Origin of the sequence: Nonomuraea sp. NPDC049486 (genome assembly GCF_040676925.1) — a bacterium.
Classification (GTDB): domain Bacteria; phylum Actinomycetota; class Actinomycetes; order Streptosporangiales; family Streptosporangiaceae; genus Nonomuraea; species Nonomuraea ferruginea.
On the sequence record NZ_JBFAPV010000017.1, the window covers coordinates 130,836 to 149,054 of the forward strand.

Sequence of the window (18,219 nt, forward strand, 5' to 3'; positions counted from 1 at the left end):
AGGAAGTCAGGACACGGCTGACACGCGTAATTCCAGACACTGTTCTCCCCGTTGATGTTCCGCTCATCCCGTCGATCTGACGACCAGAGGAAGTGTTTGTCATGCCGAACTTCCTGTCCAGGGGAAATCCGGGTGATACGGGGCTGCCTGACGGGCCTGTCGCCCGGGACGTGCTTTCGCAGGTCACCATTCATCGAGGAAGGATCGATCCAAGAGTCACGTGGTGACCTGGGTGGGCGCAGGCGCGCCCACCGACGGCCGCTAGTTTTTCCCGAGCCCGTAAATCAGTTTCTGGGTATAGCGTTTCAGGGTCCGGGCAGAAGCCGCTTGCCACGACGCATACGTGTTCTCAGTGCTGTCCGACATTCTCCGGCCATCGGCGAAGTGACTTGGCCCCGGCACGCCACTCCCGGGTCTCCGGAGAAACGTTCACAAGGAAAGTGGTGAGCGCGCCTGCCCAGGGCGGCCTGTCACGGGAGCGGGCGGTCGCTGAGCCGGCAGCCGTGTGGCCGCTCGGGGCGTTCGCCAGTCCAGCCGGCCTCAGGAGCCCAGGCCTGATAGTTGATGAATGTCCCCTTGGCGAGCCCCGCCGAGCTCTCGACGGCGATTGCGGCGTTGGCCGTCAGGACGGTGCCGGTCCGCGGGTCGAGGATGGTGGAGTACCGCTCCGCAACCTCGTCGTCGGTGCCGAACTGCCGGACGAAACCTTCGCTCTTCATGAAGGTGACCTCGATTCCCGGTCGTCCCAGAGGGTCGGTGATCGAGCCGAGCACCTTGGTCGTCGGCAGTCCGGCGAGGAGACGCAGGGCGGCTGCCCTGACCGAGGGCTGGACCGGAAGCTCCAGAAGGGCGGAGGAGGTGGAGAGGAATTCTTCGAAGCTGTCCTTGGACGGGCCGTCCTGACGGGCCTTCCAGTAGGTTCGCAGTTTCTCCCGGAGTTGTTCGGCGTCTCCGGGCAGGGCCGCGAGGTCAGCGAGCGTGAGTTCAGCCAGTCGTGAATCACCGAGCACGCCGCCCGGCTCGGCCGCGCGTGTGTACACGCACTGTGAGGGCTTGGCCCGCAGCCGGACCTTCGCGCAGTCGCCTGCCCGGGTGCCCGGCGCGCACACTCGCTGGACCGTGCGCGGAGAACCCGCCGCCTGCCAGGCGCGCTCGTCAGCCTCGGTGGCGGGGCGGACGAACTGCTGCCGCTGCTCCACCTGGACGGGGTCGCCGGGGTCGCGCGGCTGCCAGAGGTCGATCCGTGACGAGGAGAGGACGTTGAATGTCTCTCCGCCCGCCCGGACCCTCATCAGCCCGTTGTTGAGCAAGGGCCTGCGCCAGTAGTCGCCGTCCTCGTCCGGCAGTTTCGCGACCTGGTCCGCCAGCCGGAGCAGGGCATCGTTGGCGCCTGCGGGCACAAGCACCGGCGGGGGGACGGCGGTCCCGTTCGACGCCAGCGTGACGACGGCCATGACGACGGCGACCGTGGCCGTGGCCGCTCCCAAGGCCCATCCCCAGGCGAGGCCACGCCGATCCGCTCTGCCTGACCGTACCGGCTTGTGCTGGGCGGCGGCCAGCCGGGCGCGGGCCTTCTCGACCACCTCCGCCGATGGTGGCGGAGCGTCAGGCAGTGCTCTCGCCAGGAGGCTCAGCTCATCCATGGGTGTCCTCCAAAGGGTTGACGTCGCCGAGTGCCTTGCGGAGCTGCCTGCGGGCCCTGTTGAGCCGGGAGGCGACCGTACCCGCCGGGATCTGCAGGGCTGCGGCGACCTCGGCGTGGCTGAGCTCGCCCAACATGCTCAGCAGCACGACGTCGCGGTCCCCGCGGTTGAGTCCGGCCAGCGCCCCCGCCAGCTTGCCGGTCAGCTGACCCGCGGCCACGCGGGCCAGAGCAGCGTCCTCGGGACTGTGCGCGTCGCGCTCGGCCGTCCGGCTGAGCGCCTTCCATCTGCGGACCTCGGTACGGCGATGCCGTGCGATGAGGTGGGTGGCGATCCCGTACAGCCACGGACGCACCCCACCGCGCGAGGCGTCGTAGCCGCCCCGATAGGCCGCCAGGAACACCTCGGCGGCCAGGTCGTCGGCGACGTCGTCGGACAACCGCCTGGCGATGTAGCGGTGGATCTCGGTGAAGTGCGCATTGAAGATCTGCTCGAAGTCCACCCGTAGATCGGGTGGGTCGGCCAGGTCAGGTGGAACGGCCATACAGGCGTCTCCGCTGGGTCAAGTGAACGATGGTCGTCCGTTCTTGCCCGAAGTGCCGTGATGCTTTCACGGCCCGTCGCTGAGCCTCGGTTCAGGTCACCGCCTGATCAGGGGAAGAGCCCTTGGACAGTGCGTGAGTCGGCGGTAGCGCAGCTTGACACTCACTCGGGGCGCTGGCATCCCCGGCATTGGGCATTCATTCAGGTCGACTCTCAATCAGGGATCACTGTGACCGCTGGTCGGATCAGTGCCTGGCCCACGATCACACGATCACCGTACTCTGAGCTGCGGAAGTGTGTTTCAGTAGTTGCCAACTGTCCTATGACGGCGAAGAGGACCGAGGGGGTTGAAGGCGGACAGCCCACAGGTCGCCTTCCGGCTGGAGCGGGGCTCAACGGGGTTCCGTCACTCCAGAGACTCGCCGCTGCCAGAGACTGATCCCCGGGCGTGTCGTACCGTCTGGTACGCCGCAGCCCGGGCCGCCTGCGGGCAGGTCGGGACTTTCGCGGAACAGCAGTATCCGCAGAACTTTCACAGCGCAACGATCAACGATCGAGATGGAGTGCACGTTGCGCTGTTCCACGCTCAGTATCCACTGATCGCCTTCGTGGACGACCTGCGCTACTGGTACGCCGACGGGTTCCAGGATCCACCCGCCTGGGCAGCCTCCCTCAACGACTGCGGCTTTACCGTCTTGAGCGCGTCGCTGCTCATGGCACCCCTGGCAGAGGCGGACACTGCTGCTCTGTCCACTGCGGAGTGGAGCCAGATCAAGCACTGGAAGCCGCAGACCCTTGGCGCGACGCTCTTCAACTCGTGGGACTGATGCTTGGCCGTCCTGGACCCGCTCGGCCTTCGCCGGCACGCGCTCAAGGTTCGGTGGCACCGAATAGACGCGCCCACTGAACAAACTGACAATGCTTAGCAAATACTCCTAAGTGTCCATGCGACGCAGGTAAAGGACGAGCAGAGTGTTGCGATCTTCAGCATCAGGTTGCAATTTCAGCCATACTGAAGCCTTAGACATAGAACCTCCAGCCAAATATGAATCCGCTGTCTCCACCGTTAGCAGGACATTTTTCCATCGATGAGACATCATTTGCACCCATGCCGGCGCGCGGTCAGTTTCGACCCGCCAGCGAGCTTCCCGCAAGTTGCCTATCGCCTGCTCAAGGGCGGCCCGAGGATCAGACGACCCCATATCTACGATTACGTAGTGTGTTACGACGACGGAATTCGACTCATTGAATCTCGACTCCGCTTCCGCTAGCACCGTTCCAATCTTCTGGACTTCGCCTATCGCTCGACCATCAACCGGCCAATACTCCCATACAGCCCCGCTTGTTTCTCCTCTTACCATCATATTCTGGGAAGGTTGTGGGGATTCACGGCGGGACAAACCGGGGCGATCCGGTGCTGGCCACGCTGGCCGTCCGACTGGTGGAGGTAATCAGACTGGAACGTGCTTGGGCCACTCCCGTAACGGCTGCACAACCAAGATCCACCTGTCCGCGGACGACCACTGCCGGCCACCCGTCCCGATCGGTGTCCGGGTCGGCATGACCGGCAGGTCGGCATAGTGGATCTTCCACGTCGACCGCGAGAACCAGCGCGTCGTCGCCGTACTCCACGAGCTACTCACATGCGGCTTGGCCCGCATGGACGAAGTTCTCGGCGAGCGCAGGCCCGCTCCCGTCCTGCCGTACGCCGATCTCCTCGATCAGCGCCGTCCGTGGGTCAGCCGACTGAGGCCCAGTGCCAGAGTTGGTTGCCCTGGGTCGCGCCACCACACTGGTGCATCGTCACCAGATCTCTCGCGCCGATGTCGATCACTGCGAGGCACAGGCCTTGGTAGGCCTTGCTGTGCAGCTGGAACCACCCGTTCGAGCGGTGGATCTGGGTCCAGGCCATGTCCGCGTCGACCCCGTCCGTGCAGTCCCTCATGAACGGCGACTCCGACACGACGCTACCGGCGCTGAGACAGTTGCCCGCCTGGTCGGGGTCATGGCTGCGGATGGCGACGTAACCCCCGGTGTGGGTGGTGAAGCGCCAGCTCTGGTGGGCGTTGACGTGGCAGCCGGCCATGCGGACTCCTGTGCCCGTACCGCCGTACTCGATCTCGAGGCAGGTTCCGGAAGTGTCTCCGTCGCCGTTGATCAGCCGGGAGCCCACGGCCGCCACACCGGCGGTGGCGGTAGGGACCGCCTCCGCGACGGCGTTGCTCGCGCCGACGCCCACGACGACCAGCAACGCCGTTGACACGGCACTGATCACTTTGTGAGATGTTCGCACCTGAATTCTCCCGTCTCCGTCGGTGGCACGCACCGCTGTCCGTGATGGCGCCGCCGGGCGCCGCGGTTCATTACTCAGGGTGATCGGTGAAGGATCCGGTGCACACGGTGCTGCGGTAGATCGCCGTAGCCCAGTACGACAGGCACGCCCGCATCGGGTGGTTGATGTTGTGGGCGCCGGTGGATCTGACGGCCGCCGTGGCGTCCGTGGCCGCCGTCGACGCCGGGCACTTCTCCCATGGACTCGTACTGGTGTTCTTCCACTCGACCCAGACCGAGTCCCCCCGCTGCACCCCGGTGCCTCCGGCTCCCGTCAGGAAGGCGTAGCTGTAGTCGCTGCTCCTGATGTTGACCAGTTGCAGCTTGACAGTCCGCGGCCCGTTGTACCCGATGTCCTGAGACAGTTCGCGGACCGCCGCGGTGAAAATCCCCGAAGAACTGCACGAAACAGCGTGGGCCGGAGCCGCCGCGGCGAGCACGGGGCCGGCCGCCATTCCTGTCACCGCTGCGGCGAGCACCGCGATCTTCGCTTTCGACACTTGTCGTCTCCCCGAAATCAGTCCCCTCCCCGAGGGGCGCCGTGTGTTTGGCATGGACATTTTTCTGCGTGATCAGGCAGGAAAGGTCACCTACTCGTGATCTCCACCCCGCGATGAGCTCTCACGGCGAGGGGTCGCCGCGTCCTGCCGATTCCAGACATAGCATCAGGGAGATTGTTCAGGACCGCTCGTGCCGCTGAACAAACAAAGATGGGCCGCCGGGGAGTGGGGGCATGGGCAGACGTGAGCGTCCGCTTGATCCAGATGCGAATTCGTTACAGCGTTTCGCGTTCGAGCTGCGGCAGTTACGGTCGAAAGCGGGACAGCCCAGCTATCGGGAGTTGTCCAAACGTGCGCATTACTCGGCGACGGCGTTGGCCGAGGCGGCCGGCGGGCGGACACTGCCGTCGTTGACGGTCACGCTGGCATATGTGCAGGCGTGCGGCGGCGATCGCCGGGAATGGGAGACGCGCTACCGGGCGCTGGCCGAGGAATCGGCACGCGACCGGACGGATCCGGCCGGTGATGGCGCGTCGCCTTACCTCGGCCTGGCCGCGTTCCAGCCCGAGGACGCCGATCGATACTTCGGGCGCGCCAGCCTGGTCGAGCGCCTGGTCCACCAGGTCGCCCAGGCGCCGGTCGTCGCGGTGTTCGGCGCGTCGGGAAGCGGGAAGTCCTCGCTGATCCGCGCGGGTCTCGTTCCCGCGACCCGGGCGCATCCCGCGTTCTCCGGGCACGAGTGGTCCTGGGTTCTGCTGACGCCCACCGGGCAGCCGCTACGGGAGCTCACCCGCGCCGTCGCGGAGCTGTGCGGCGGTGAACCCGGCCGCGGCGAACCCGGCTGGCTCGACCGGGCGCTGCGCCATGCCGACCCCACCGGCGGAACCCGGGTCCTGTTGCTGGTCGACCAGTTCGAGGAGTTGTTCACGCTGTGCCCGGACGCGGGCGAACGGGCCGAGTTCATCGACGTCCTGCTTGACGCCGCTCGCGGACCTGGCCGGGTGGCCAAGGTCGTCCTGGGTGTCCGCGCCGACTTCTACGGGCACTGCGCGACCCACCCCGGCCTGCTGGAGGTGCTGGGGCAAGGTGCCCAGGTGCTCGTCGGCCCCATGACCCGGGACGAGCTGCGCTCCGCGATCACCCAGCCCGCGGCGATGGCCGGGCTGACCATCGAGCGGGAACTCGTCGCGACCATGATCGCCGACATCACCGACGAACCCGGCGGGCTGCCGCTGCTGTCGCACGCGCTACTGGAGACCTATCGGCACCGGCGCAACAACACCATGACCAGGGCGGGCTACCAGGTGTGCGGCGGTGTGCACGGCGCCCTCGCCCAGACCGCCGAGCGCCTCTACGCCGAGTTCGACGCCACGGAACAGGAGGTGGCCTGCCAGGTCTTCGTGCGGCTGACCGCGCTCGGCGATGGCATCGGCGACACCCGGCGCCGCGCACGCCACGGCGAACTGGCCACCGTCGGCGATCCCCGCACCGTGAACCGGGTGCTGGACAAGCTCGCCGCCGCCCGGCTCGTCGTCATCGGCACCGACAGCGTCGAGGTCGCGCACGAGGCGCTGATCCGCGCCTGGCCCCGGCTGAGTCGCTGGCTCACCGACGACCGCGAAAGTGTGCTGCTCCATCGCAAGCTCACGGACGCGACCCAGGCTTGGCAGTCCTCCGGACGCGACCCTGAGCTGCTCTACCGGGCGACCCAGCTCGACCAGGTGCTGGCGTGGGCCGGCCCGGCGCACCGGGCGGTCCGCCTCAACGCCGGCGAACGGGAGTTTCTCGACGCCGCGATTCACTCGCGGGACACGCAGGCCCGATCCCGCAGACGGCGCACGCTTCACCTGCGGGTGGCCACCGCGACGGTGGTGACGTTGCTCGCCACGGCGTCCGTGATCACTCTGCAGCAGCGTGCCGACGCCCGCGACCAGCACCGGGTGGCGGTCGCGCGTCAACTGGTCGCCGAGGCCACCGCGCTGCGTGAGACCGATCCCCTGCGTGCCGCCCAGCTCAGCCTCGCCGCGTGGCGGACGGCGCCGGACGTCGCGGCCACTCGTGACAGCCTGATCAGCACCCAGGCGTACCCGCTGCCCACCCGGCTGCGCGGGCACACCGGCGAGGTACGCGACGTGGTGTACAGCCCGGATGGCCGCATCCTGGCAACCTCGGCGGGAGACGCGACCGTGCGCCTGTGGGACTTGGCGACCCGAACCCAGGCCGGTGCCCCCTTGACCGGTCACACCGCGGTGGTGAACGGCCTGGCGTTCAGCCCGGACGGATCCGTCCTGGCGACCGCCTCCTACGACCGGACCGTACGGCTGTGGGACGTCGCCCGCCGGGCACCGCTCGGTGAGCCCATGACCGGGCATACGGGGCCGATCACCGGGATAGCGTTCAGCCCCGACGGACGTCTGCTCGTCACCGGCGGCGCCGACGGCGTCCTGCGGACCTGGGACACCGTCCGCCGGACCGCGGTCGGCGAGCCGATGGTCGGTCACAGGGGTCCGATCACCGGGATAGCGCTCAGCTCCGACGGCGTCACGGCGGCCACATCGAGCAACGACAAGACGGTGCGCCTCTGGAACGTCGTGACCCGGACCCCGGCCGGTGGCCCGCTGACCGGGCACACCAACGTCACCAACGGTGTCGCGTTCAGCCCGGACGGCGAACTTCTCGCCTCGACCAGCGCTGACAAGACAGTGCGCCTGTGGGAGGTGGCGACCAGGACCCCGGTCGGCGGCCCGCTGACCGGGCACACCAACGTCACGTACGGCGTGGCGTTCAGCCCGGACGGCCGCACGCTGGCCTCCAGCGGCTGGGACAAGACGGTGCGGATCTGGGACATCACCAGCGGACGGCAGCGGGGCACCGCACTCATCGGATCGACGAGCAGTGTCCTGAACATCGCCTTCAGCCCTGACGGCTCCGCGCTCGCGGGCGGCGACTCGGACGGCATGACACTGATCTGGCCCCTGCGGGAGAACCTCATGCCCGCGCACACCGACGCTGTCTACGCCGTGGCGGTGAGCCCTGACGGTCACGTCCTGGGCACCGCGGCCGATGACCGGACGGTGCGATTATGGGCGGCCACCACCCACGCACCCCTCGCAGCGCCCCTCACCGGGCACACCGCCGAAGTGCGTGCGATGGCGTTCAGCCCGCAAGGCGGGATCCTGGCGACGGGCAGCTGGGACGGAACGCTGCGGCTGTGGGACGCCGCGAGCCGCGTACCGATAGGCAAGCCGCTCACCGGGCATGTCGACTGGGTCCGCGGCCTGGCGTTCAGCCCTGACGCACGCCTGGTGGCCACCGCGGGCATGGACATGGCCGTCCGGCTGTGGGACACCACCACTCGCTCGCCCTCCGGGGCGCCGCTCACCGGGCACACGAACTCCGTGACCGGGATCGCGTTCAGCCCTGACGGCCGCACCCTCGCCACCGGCGCCAACGACAAGACGGTCCGCCTGTGGGACGTGACGACTCGGACCGCGACCGGGGAGCCGCTGACAGGCCACACCAGCGTGGTGCGTGACGTCGTCTTCAGCCCTGACGGAAGGCTGCTGGCCAGCGCGGGTGACGACAAGACCGTTCGCTTGTGGGACATCCCCGGCCGCAGGCTGATCGCCACGCTGACGGGCCACACCGGCGAAGTCCTCAAACTGGCCTTCTCCCCGGACGGCCGCGAACTGGCCAGCACATCCCTGGACAAGACAGTCCGGTTGTGGGACACGGCCGATCGGTCGACGACGACGATCCTCAGCGCGGGCACCGGCTTCGCAGGCGTCGCGTACACCCCGAACGGCCTGATGACCGGCGGAGTCACCGGCGACGTCCTGCTGTGGACCACCGATCCGGAGCGGGTGGCCGGGCAGGTATGCGCGGCCACCCGCTCCGACCTGTCCGACCAGGAATGGCACAGATACGTGCCGACATGGCCGAAGCCAGTGCTCTGTTCCCCCGATGACCACGGCTGAGGAGGCTGCCGAAGAGGGCCACGCTGGCTCAGCAGCGCGAATCCCAGTACACCGCGAGAGCGACGCCGCCACCGCCGCTTCCGATGCCGGGGTGCCGCCGGCCGAGGTCCAGGAGCTGTTCGGCCACACCGCCGGCCACCACCCAGCGTTACAGCCGTTGCCGGCTCGGCTACTGGCCGACCTTCGCGCACGTCGCCCAGGGCCGGATCCGGACCACCTCGTCGCTCACGTTACTCACACGCACGTGCCAGTACGTGTTGAAGGGACCGGTACCCATGTCCGGGATCCGGACCTCGGCATCACTGTAAAGCTCACGGGTCTCCTCAAGCAGCTGGTACCGGCCCCCGATGACGATCTTGCCCGGCGGGCACTGCGCGGTGGAGTTATCGGAACCGCCGGGGGCGATGGACACCGTCGACCCCATCACCGTCTCCACCTCCGACAGACCGGGAGCCCCGCGATCCCCCTGTGGTCCCTGGGCACCGATGTCTCCCCGCGGGCCCGCGGGGCCGACCGGGCCGGACTGGTTCCAGGTGATCTCCCGCTCACGGACCCCGCAGACGCCTCCGCTGGTGGGAAACGGCGTGGGACTTACCGTGGCGATCGACTGCGGCGCCGTCGACTGCGGCAGGGCCCCCGGGGGGATCCTGACCGTCCCGTCTTCCCGCACACAGGCGGTGATCACTCCTGTGTCCGTGTTCTGCGTTGACGCCACGGCCATCCCTGTCGCCCCGAGACAGAGTCCCGCCAGCACTCCGGCCGTCAAACCTACGCGAGCGCGCATGACATGTCCTCCCGTTATGGTTACGGGCCCATCATGATCAATTGATCTTGTGGGGGACTTGCACGCCACAAGGAGCGTCCTGAAGATCAGGTCGGCATGAGCCGGCTCACCCTTTTGCTTCGAGCCGACCACATAAGGCCGGATACGTGCTCCCCAGAGAAATGAGAATGATCCTCGCCGCGCTCCCGACGTTGCTGCCCGCCGTAGGCGCCGGCCTGTTCACGTGATCGTTCGTACCTCTTCTCGGGAAAGCGTGTCACCCGTGTCTTCGCAGGTAGTCATGCCACGCTTGGAGCCACGAGTGGAGTTGCCTCCCGCTCCGCGAGGCTGTCCACCCTCACATGGCGATGAAGGAGCACCGATGCTCACCACCCGGTTCGTGCCCGGCTCACCGTGCTGGGTCGAGCTCGACAGCCCGCACCTGGAGACCGCCGAACGGTTCTACGGCGGCCTGTTCGGCTGGGAGTTCGAGGAGCAGGTGCCCGAATACGCCTTCTGCCAGCTCGGCGGCAGGAACGTCGCGGGAATCGGCGCGCTTATGGGAGAGGCGGTCACCACTGCCTGGACCCCCTACTTCCTGGTGTCGGACTGCGAGGCCACCAGCCAGACGGTCGAGCGGGCGGGCGGCACCGTCCTCATGCCGCCGGTGGACATGGCGTCCCAGGGACAGATGGCACGGTTCAGGGATCCGGCCGGCGCCGAGTTCGCGATCTGGCTGCCCGGCGACGTGCCGGGCGTGGACCTGGTCAACGAGCCTGGCTCGATGGCCTGGATCGAGCTCCACGGGTCCGACACTTCAGCCGTCCGCGGCTTCTACAAGTCTGTCTTCGGCTGGCGGTTCGAGGACGCGCGGATGGGTGATGTCACCTATCAGCTGATCTCTCCGTTCGGCAGCGCGCCGGGCACCGGCTCGTCTGTGGCAGGTCTGGCGCCGCTCGCACCCGGCGACCGGCCCCACTGGCTGACCTACTTCGAAGTGCCCGACTGCGACGCGGCAGTGGCCCGGTGCCAGGAGCTCGGCGGCACGGTCCGCAGCCCGGCGGAGGAGGTGAAGGGCGTGGGCCGAATGGCATCCCTGTCCGATCCGCACGGTGCCCGTTTCGCCGTCATCACCAGCTCCGGCTGACGCACCGCCACCCCAGTGCGGCCGCGCGGATCTTGACCGGTTGCCCGGAGCGGCGGGCCACCGGCGAGTGTCTGGCCACGTGCGGCGCCGGTCGGGCCGGCGGGCTGGGCGGAACCGCACTGCCGGCCCTCGCCGCCTGGGGCGTGAGCCGTGCTCGCAGCACCGGGAACAGCCTCCCGCCCGAAGTCCGTACTCACGTCCGGTATCGACAGGCGACGCTGATCGACGGGCGATTGGTTTCCGCAGTCGCAGCTCATCGATTGCACGCGGGTAGCTGAACGGCGATGCCGAGCCCGCCCGCGGGGCGCGCGACGATGGTGAGTGTTCCATCGTGCGCGTGGGTGATGCTCTTGACGATGGCCAGGCCGAGTCCGACGCCCGCGTGGTCGTCGCGTACTCTTCCCGTGCCGCGCTGAAACGGTTCCGTGAGTGCCGGGACCACCTCTGGAGACAGCTTCTCGCCGGTGTTCTCGACGGTGAGCGCCTCGGGGCCGATGCCGGTCTTGATCCACACGGTTCCCTGTACGGGCAGGTTGTGCACGATCGCGTTGTGCACCAGGTTCGTCGCCAGTTGCAGCAGGAGCGCCTGCGACCCCTCAACCGGGGTGATCTCACCTGAGGTCTCGATGGTGACACCGCGTTTCTCCGCGAGCGGGAGCAGTGTCTCGACGGCCTCTTCCACGACCAGGGACAGGTCGACGCGTTCCCGTACGAAGGATCTCCGGTCGGCGCGGCTGAGCATGAGGAGCGCCTCGGTGAGGTCGATCGCCCGGGTGTTGACGGCGTGCAGGCGTTCGACGAGTTCGCCGGTGTCACGGTCGGGATCGCGGCGGGCCACGTCGAGAAGCGTCCGTGAGATCGCCAGCGGGGTGCGGAGTTCGTGTGAGGCGTTGGCCGCGAATCGCTGGTGCTCGGCGACGTGTGCTTCGAGCCGTACGAGCATGGCGTCGAAGGCGTCGGCGAGTTCGCGGAACTCGTCCGCGCGGCCGGGCAACCGGATCCGGTGGGAGAGCGATCCGTTCGCGGCCATGCGCGTGGCGTCGGTGATGCGGGTCAGGGGGGCGAGCATGCGTCCGGCGAGAATCCATCCTCCCAGCAGGCCGAACACCAGCAGGAACGCCATCACCGCGGCCGCCGCGGGGGCGAAGGCCCCCAGGAGGAGGATGCGGTTGGGCGCCACGTAGAGAAGGGCGGGCCAGCCGTCGGGCACATACCGCAGGAGGAACACCCACACGGCGGCGAGCAGCAACGCGCCCGCGAGCATGAGGAACCCGGCGTAGCTGAGGGTGAGCTTGAGCCGGACGCTCATGCCGCGCGCCCTATCCACCCTCGTCTCCCGCGTCGATGCGGTAGCCGACTCCGGGCACGGTGGCGATGAGCCACGGTTCGCCGAGCCGTTTGCGCAGCGCCGAGACCGTGATGCGGACGGCGTTGGTGAAGGGGTCGGCGTTCTCGTCCCACGCCCGCCGCAGGAGTTCTTCCGCGCTGACGACACCGCCTTCGGCGGCGACGAGGACTTCGAGCACGGCGAACTGTTTGCGGGTGAGCGCGACGTAGCGGCCGTCGCGGTGGACCTCGCGGCGGAACGGGTCCAGGCGCAGGCCGGCGATCTCGCGTACGGGCGGCCTGTTGTGCGCGCGCCTGCGGTCGAGTGCCCGGAGGCGGAGCACGAGCTCCTGGAAATCGAAGGGCTTGGTGAGGTAGTCGTCGGCCCCGAGCCCGAACCCGGAGGCCTTGTCGTCGAGCCGGTCGGCGGCGGTGAGCATGAGGATGGGCATGCCGCTGCCCGAGGCCACGATGCGCTTGGCGATCTCGTCGCCGGAGGGGCCGGGGATGTCGCGGTCGAGGACGGCGATGTCGTAGGCGTTGACGCTCAGCAGCTCCGTCGCGGTGTCGCCGTCACCGGCGATGTCAGCCGCGATCGCCGCCAGGCGCAGCCCGTCGCGGATGACCTCTGCCAGGTAGGGCTCGTCCTCGACGATCAACACACGCATGCACTCGATGCTAGGAGCCCGGGCGTATCGCCGGCGTATCGGAAACCGCATACGTGCTGACAACACCGCGCCGCCTTGACTGCGGGCATGGCCCACAGCGAAGCGAGGACCCGGCAGTGACCGGCTCACGACATGACCCGGCCCCGCGGCTTTCCGGGACGGCCGCGAGCCCAGGCGCCGTGGCCGCCCGCGCGCGGAACCTGACCAAGACCTACGGCCGGGGCGAAACCCAGGTCCATGCACTGCGCGGCATCGACCTCGACCTCCCGCGAGGCGGGTTCACCGCGATCATGGGCCCGAGCGGATCGGGTAAATCCACGCTGATGCACTGCCTGGCCGGACTCGACCAGGCCAGCGGCGGCACCGTCACGGTGGCAGGCACCGACCTCGGATCGCTCGACGACGACGCGCTCACGATCTTCCGCCGCGAGCACGTCGGCTTCGTGTTCCAGTCGTTCAACCTGCTGCCGATGCTCACCGCGGGCGAGAACATCGTGCTCCCCCTCGAACTGGGCGGCCGCCGGATCGACGACGCGGCGCGGGAACGCGTCCGCCTGCTCTCCGACATCCTCGGCGTGGCCGACAGGCTCGCGCACCGGCCCGCGGAGCTGTCCGGCGGCCAGCAGCAGCGGGTCGCGATCGCGCGCGCCCTGATCACACAGCCGGACCTGCTGTTCGCCGACGAGCCCACGGGAAACCTGGACAGCACCACGTCGGCGGAGGTGCTGGACCACCTGCGCCGCTCGGCACGCGAACTCGGCCAGACCGTCGTGATGGTCACCCACGAGCGGGACGCGGCGGCGTACGCCGACCACGTGGTCACCATGCAGGACGGGCGGATCGCCTGATGCGTGCCGTCTTCCTCGCGTCGCTGCGCACGTACAGCCGCAGGTACGTCGCGGCGGCGGTCGCGGTCACCGTCGCCGTCGCCTTCGTCGTCGTGGTCGGCATACTCACGTCCGGCGCGCGAAGCGGGCTCATGGACGGACTGGGGGCGCCGTACCGCAATGCCGAGCACGTGGTCTCCCCCGAGGGGTGGCCGTCGTCCGAGCTGGACCCGGAGGCCGTGATCGCCTTCACCGAGCGGCACGGCGAGAACGCGTCCGCGATCGGCCGGGCGACGCTTCCGGCGCGCGCCGGGAGCCGGCAGCTCTCGGACACGACGACCGTAGGGCCGATCGCCACCTCGCAGGTGTGGCGCTGGCAGGAGCTCAGCTCGGGCCGTTTCCCTGCGCGTACGGGCGAGGCCGTAGTGGACGTGTATGCCGCCTTGGCCGAGGACATCGCGGTCGGCGACCGGATCACGATCGGGGTGGGAGCCGCCGCGGCCGACGTCCAGGTGGTCGGTCTCGTGGAGTCGCCCTCTCCCCCGGCCCATGCCTCGATGTACGTCACCTGGCCCCAGTTGATGCTGTGGCGCGACCACCTCCATCTGGGCTCGGTGGCGGTGCGTGGCGAAGTGGGCCCGCTCCCTGGAGGCGCCAAGGCGCTGTCGCCGGAGGCGTTCACCGCTGAGCGGCTGACCCACGTGCAGAACAGGGTCGACAGCCTGTCGGTGATGTTGCTGTTGTTCGCCGGCATCGCCCTGTTCGTCTCGATCCTCGTCATCGCGAACACCTTCTCCATCCTGTTCGCGCGACGACTCCGCGACTTCGCGCTGCTGCGCTGCATCGGGGCTACCCGGCGGCAGGTGGTGCGGTCCGTACGCCGCGAGGCGGCCGTCGTCGGCGTGCTCGCGTCGCTGACCGGGACACTGGTCGGCGTCGGTCTCGGCTACGGGCTGATCGCCCTGATCGACGCCCTCGCGTCCGCCGTGCCGATGGGCGCCGCCGAGCTGCCCGTGCCCTGGCTGCTGGGAGGGTTCGCCGTCGGCCTGGCGGTCACCATGGTCGCGTCCTGGTTGCCGACCCGGCGCGTGATCCGGGTGAGCCCGCTGGCGGCGCTGCGCCCGGACGCCGGGGTGGACGCGCGCACCCGCACCGGCCTGGCGCGGCCCGCGCTCCTGCTGGTCATCGGACTGGCCCTGCTGGGGGTGGCGATGGACAGGAGCAGCACGGCGCTCATGCTGGCAGGCGGAGGATCGGTGTTCGCCGGGGTGTTGCTCTCCGGTCCGGTGCTCGTCCCCCGCCTGGTCCGGATCGCGGGCGCGCCGCTCGGCCCCACCGTACGGCTCGCGGCCGAGAACGCCGCACACCATCCGCGCCGGACTGCCACCACCACCGCCTCCCTGCTGGTCGGCGTCACCCTGACGATCGCCGTACTCACCGGGATGGCCACATGGCGTACGTCCTTGAACGAGCAGATCGGCAGAGACCACCCCATAGACATCGCGCTCACCTCGCCCACGCGTCCGCTCACCACTGACCTCCTCACCCGGATACGTCGCACTCCCGGTGTGGAGCAGGCGATTCCCGTGTATGGCGCCGTGGCCCAGATGGCCGGGCTCCACGACCCGATTCCGGTCGTCACCGCGCCCGCCGCCGGGCAGGTGGCCCGCGACGGCGGAGTGTTCGCACAGGTCGAGCCAGGGAAGATCAGAATCGATTCCGACGCCTTCGGCAAGGGCCTGACTCCGCGGCCGGGTGACCGGGTCACGGTGCGCGCCGGCGACCGGTGGGCCCAGCTGCAGGTGGCCGTCGGCACCGGCTGGGGCCCGGCCGGCGTGGTCGCGCCCGAGACGCTGGCGACTCTCACCGACGCCCCCGAGCCGCGTGCCGTCTGGATCCGCGCCTCCACCGGCGCCGACCCGGCTCGGCTCGGCGCCGACCTGGACGAGCTGGCCGATCCCGTCGGCGCGACGATCGAGAACGGTTTGCGCACCTGGGAGTCGCTGGACCAGCAGCTGCAGATCTACACCTGGTCAGCGCTCGGCCTGCTCGGCATCGCCATCGTGATCGCCCTGATCGGGATCGCGAACACCCTCGGGCTCTCCGTGCTCGAACGTGCCCGCGAACACGCGATGCTGCGCGCGCTCGGGCTCACCCGCGGGCAGCTCCGGCGGACGCTGGCGGCCGAGGCCGTCCTGCTGTCGCTGGTGGCCACCGTGCTCGGCACCGTGCTCGGCGTCGGTTTCGCCTGGGCCGCCTGCGAGACGATCGTGAAACCGGCCCTCCGCGACGCCACCATGCACGTCCCTTGGCTGTCGCTCGGCGTCGTCGTCCTCATCGCCGCCCTGGCCGGACTCCTCGCCGCCGTTCTCCCCGCACGCCGGGCCGCCCGGGTGAGTCCGGTCGCAGGACTGTCACTCGACTGAGGGTCTACGGATCATCACCCGCAGCGGTGTTGTCTCTGCACTCGACGATCGCGACCGAGAAGTTGTAGCCACCCTGGTGCGTGGAGGCTTCGCGACCGACTCATAGCCAGACAACGAAGAGATGACCGGAGGTTCAGGGAAGACGTGGACCACCTGCGACTTCGCGATCGCGGATCATCGGCGGCGAGGCGCTCCGGCGATCCACGCGCAGGCAAGGCCTTCTTCAGTCGCCGGCGGCCGGCGCCTCGTCGGCGCTGAGCGTCCGCAAGATGTCGACCAGTGTTGACAGTTGCTCGGGAGTGAGCGGCCTGAACAGCTCTTCCGCCGCCAGTTCATAGCCGGCCGTCCAGTCCTGAGCCAGTGCGGCCCCTTGCGCCGTCACTCGAAGGAGTACGGACCGGCGGTCGTCCGCGCTGGTCTGGCGTTCGAGCAGTCCGTCGCGGACGAGCGCGTCGACCAGGGTCGAGGCGGTCCCCTGCGCGATGCCGACCGCGAGAGCGAGCTCGGTGAGACGAACCGGCTGCGACCGCGCCACCTCCACCACCAGACGGGATCTCGGTGTCGACACCCCGTGCTCGCCCAGACGCTCGTTGAAGTGACGTACGAGAACCTTCGCCGTACGGCTGAACTCGTCGGCGACCTGTGCTGCGGTCACGCCCTTGTCCGCGTGTGGCATCGCCCACCTCCCACTTGACGCCCCCATCGTACGGGAGGTTACATAGACGTAGATGCATTGATGTCAAACTATTTGATGCCGATGCACCCGAGGTGGCCGGAGCCACATTCAGGACCCCAGGGCGCGCGATAAATGTGTGCTCAATCACAAGGAGTGAACACATGAAGATCTTCATCACCGGCGGCAGCGGCTTCGTCGGCGGAACTCTCGTCCACCGCCTCCTCGCCGAGGGACATGAGGTCATGGCACTGGCCAGATCGGGCTCGAGCATCCAGCGGGTACGTGCGGCCGGCGCCGAACCCGTGTCCGGCGATCTCGCCGAGCTCGGCCGGCCCGGCTCCCCGGCGCCGAACTGGCTCGCCAAGCTGCGCGAGGCCGACGCGGTCGTGCACGTCGCGGCGTACATGGAGTTCTGGGGGCCCGACTCGCTCTTCGAACAGGCCAATCACGTGCCGACGGCCGCCCTGTACGCCGCGAGCGTCGCGGCCGGGGTGCGACGCTTCGTGCTCACCAGCGCCGCGTCCGTCTCCACGGGCAGTCAACGCCGTCCCGTCGTCGACGAGTCGACGCCGGAGGGCCGGCCGAACATCGCCTACAGCCGGGTCAAGCTGGCCACCGAGCGCGCGCTCCTGGCAGCCCGCAGCGGGAAGACCGAGCTGGTGGTGCTCCGCCCGCCGTTCATCTGGGGCCGCGGAATGAAGACGATCAACGAGATGGTCGAGGTCGCCGAGGCCGGACGGTTCGCCTGGATCGACGACGGCAAGCACATCGTCGACTTCGTCCACGTCGAGAACCTGGCCAGTGCCGCGATCCTCGCGCTCACGCGGGGCCGCCACAAGGGGGTCTACTACGTGACGGACGGCACGCCGATGCCCATCCGAGACTTCCTGACTCCCTTGCTGGCGACCCGCGGCGTGGATCTGTCCAAGAGCCGCAGCGTCCCCCTGGCGATGGCGGCGCCCATGGCGGCGATGATGGACCGCACGGCACGTCTGCTTCGCCGGAAGACGGCGCCGCCGCTGACGAACTGGCTCGTCAGCTTCACCGGCCGTGACCGTTCCTACGACATCACCGCCGCCAGGAAGGAGCTGGGCTACTCGCCTGACGTGACGCTGGAGAAGGGCCTGGCGGAGATGAGCTTCTCGTGAGGTGACGACGGAGAGCCCGTACTCGCGGGCCAGCCGCAGAACCTCGGTGCCCGGCAGGACATGTACGGCGATCCGTCGTCGCCGACCACGATGAGTCCGGGCAGATCCCGCTCGGCGAGCAGCCGCACCGCGTCACCGACGGATGCGTTCAGGTCGATCACGGGAAGGTCGATGATCAGGTCACGGGCGCGCACAGTGCATCCTCAAGCCTCGACAGCATGACGCGCCGACCAGACTTCCCGGC

15 protein-coding genes are annotated in these 18,219 nt (G+C 68.9%); 6 read left to right on the forward strand and 9 right to left on the reverse strand.

From position 1 onward, the window contains the following. Positions 1-470 precede the first annotated feature (470 nt). Both AB0K05_RS37185 and AB0K05_RS37190 read right to left on the reverse strand, forming a co-directional pair. Positions 471-1,583, reverse strand: a complete 1,113-nt coding sequence (locus tag AB0K05_RS37185; protein ID WP_364235661.1) for a CU044_5270 family protein — start codon at positions 1,581-1,583, stop codon at positions 471-473. 52 nt (positions 1,584-1,635) lie between these two features. Then, positions 1,636-2,187 carry an RNA polymerase sigma factor gene (locus tag AB0K05_RS37190; protein WP_364235664.1) on the reverse strand — a complete coding sequence of 184 codons (552 nt, stop codon included), beginning with the start codon at positions 2,185-2,187 and terminating at the stop codon, positions 1,636-1,638. A gap of 346 nt (positions 2,188-2,533) precedes the next feature. On the opposite strand from AB0K05_RS37190, the gene AB0K05_RS37195 reads away from it, so the two are divergent. Then, positions 2,534-3,013 (forward strand): hypothetical protein, encoded by a 480-nt coding sequence (locus AB0K05_RS37195; RefSeq protein ID WP_271275063.1) that lies wholly within the window; start codon positions 2,534-2,536, stop codon positions 3,011-3,013. A 911-nt stretch (positions 3,014-3,924) separates the two neighbouring features. Here AB0K05_RS37195 and AB0K05_RS37200 read toward each other — a convergent pair. Further along, positions 3,925-4,449, reverse strand: coding sequence for an RICIN domain-containing protein (locus AB0K05_RS37200; protein WP_364235667.1), 525 nt, complete (start codon positions 4,447-4,449; stop codon positions 3,925-3,927). A 100-nt stretch (positions 4,450-4,549) separates the two neighbouring features. Further along, positions 4,550-5,017, reverse strand: coding sequence for a hypothetical protein (locus tag AB0K05_RS37205; protein WP_271275061.1), 468 nt, complete (start codon positions 5,015-5,017; stop codon positions 4,550-4,552). A 410-nt stretch (positions 5,018-5,427) separates the two neighbouring features. Between AB0K05_RS37205 and AB0K05_RS37210 the strand changes: the two genes are divergently transcribed. Beyond that, positions 5,428-8,994, forward strand: coding sequence for a hypothetical protein (locus tag AB0K05_RS37210; RefSeq protein ID WP_364235670.1), 3,567 nt, complete (start codon positions 5,428-5,430; stop codon positions 8,992-8,994). Positions 8,995-9,163: 169 nt separating this feature from the next. On the opposite strand, the gene AB0K05_RS37215 is transcribed toward AB0K05_RS37210, so the two are convergent. After that, a complete protein-coding gene (locus tag AB0K05_RS37215) occupies positions 9,164-9,679 on the reverse strand; it encodes a hypothetical protein (RefSeq protein WP_364235673.1) in 516 nt (171 codons plus the stop codon). A gap of 460 nt (positions 9,680-10,139) precedes the next feature. Between AB0K05_RS37215 and AB0K05_RS37220 the strand changes: the two genes are divergently transcribed. Continuing rightward, entirely contained in the window at positions 10,140-10,904 is a 765-nt protein-coding gene (locus AB0K05_RS37220; RefSeq protein WP_364235675.1) for a VOC family protein, read from the forward strand. Positions 10,905-11,157: 253 nt separating this feature from the next. On the opposite strand, the gene AB0K05_RS37225 is transcribed toward AB0K05_RS37220, so the two are convergent. Both AB0K05_RS37225 and AB0K05_RS37230 read right to left on the reverse strand, forming a co-directional pair. After that, entirely contained in the window at positions 11,158-12,213 is a 1,056-nt protein-coding gene (locus tag AB0K05_RS37225) for a HAMP domain-containing sensor histidine kinase (protein ID WP_364235678.1), read from the reverse strand. A gap of 10 nt (positions 12,214-12,223) precedes the next feature. Continuing rightward, a complete protein-coding gene (locus tag AB0K05_RS37230; RefSeq protein ID WP_271275056.1) occupies positions 12,224-12,898 on the reverse strand; it encodes a response regulator transcription factor in 675 nt (224 codons plus the stop codon). Positions 12,899-13,077: 179 nt separating this feature from the next. On the opposite strand from AB0K05_RS37230, the gene AB0K05_RS37235 reads away from it, so the two are divergent. Both AB0K05_RS37235 and AB0K05_RS37240 read left to right on the forward strand, forming a co-directional pair. Beyond that, complete coding sequence (locus AB0K05_RS37235; RefSeq protein WP_271275133.1) at positions 13,078-13,746, forward strand: ABC transporter ATP-binding protein; 669 nt, start codon at positions 13,078-13,080, stop codon at positions 13,744-13,746. Next, positions 13,746-16,151, forward strand: a complete 2,406-nt coding sequence (locus AB0K05_RS37240; protein WP_364235681.1) for an FtsX-like permease family protein — start codon at positions 13,746-13,748, stop codon at positions 16,149-16,151. Before AB0K05_RS37235 ends, AB0K05_RS37240 begins: the two co-directional genes overlap by 1 nt. Before the next feature lie 223 nt (positions 16,152-16,374). On the opposite strand, the gene AB0K05_RS37245 is transcribed toward AB0K05_RS37240, so the two are convergent. Further along, the gene (locus AB0K05_RS37245; protein WP_219547281.1) at positions 16,375-16,827 is read right to left on the reverse strand and encodes a MarR family transcriptional regulator; all 453 of its coding nucleotides are present in this window, start codon (positions 16,825-16,827) and stop codon (positions 16,375-16,377) included. Between the two features lie 161 nt (positions 16,828-16,988). Here AB0K05_RS37245 and AB0K05_RS37250 point away from each other — a divergent pair, with 161 nt between their 5' ends. Further along, positions 16,989-17,975: an NAD(P)-dependent oxidoreductase gene (locus AB0K05_RS37250; protein ID WP_364235685.1), complete on the forward strand. Its 987-nt coding sequence runs from the start codon at positions 16,989-16,991 to the stop codon at positions 17,973-17,975. Here the strand turns inward: AB0K05_RS37250 and AB0K05_RS37255 are convergent. Beyond that, on the reverse strand, positions 17,921-18,169 hold the full coding sequence (locus tag AB0K05_RS37255; RefSeq protein ID WP_271275052.1) for a hypothetical protein: 249 nt from the start codon (positions 18,167-18,169) through the stop codon (positions 17,921-17,923). The two genes, AB0K05_RS37250 and AB0K05_RS37255, sit on opposite strands and share 55 nt — an antisense overlap. Between the last annotated feature and the right edge of the window lie 50 nt (positions 18,170-18,219).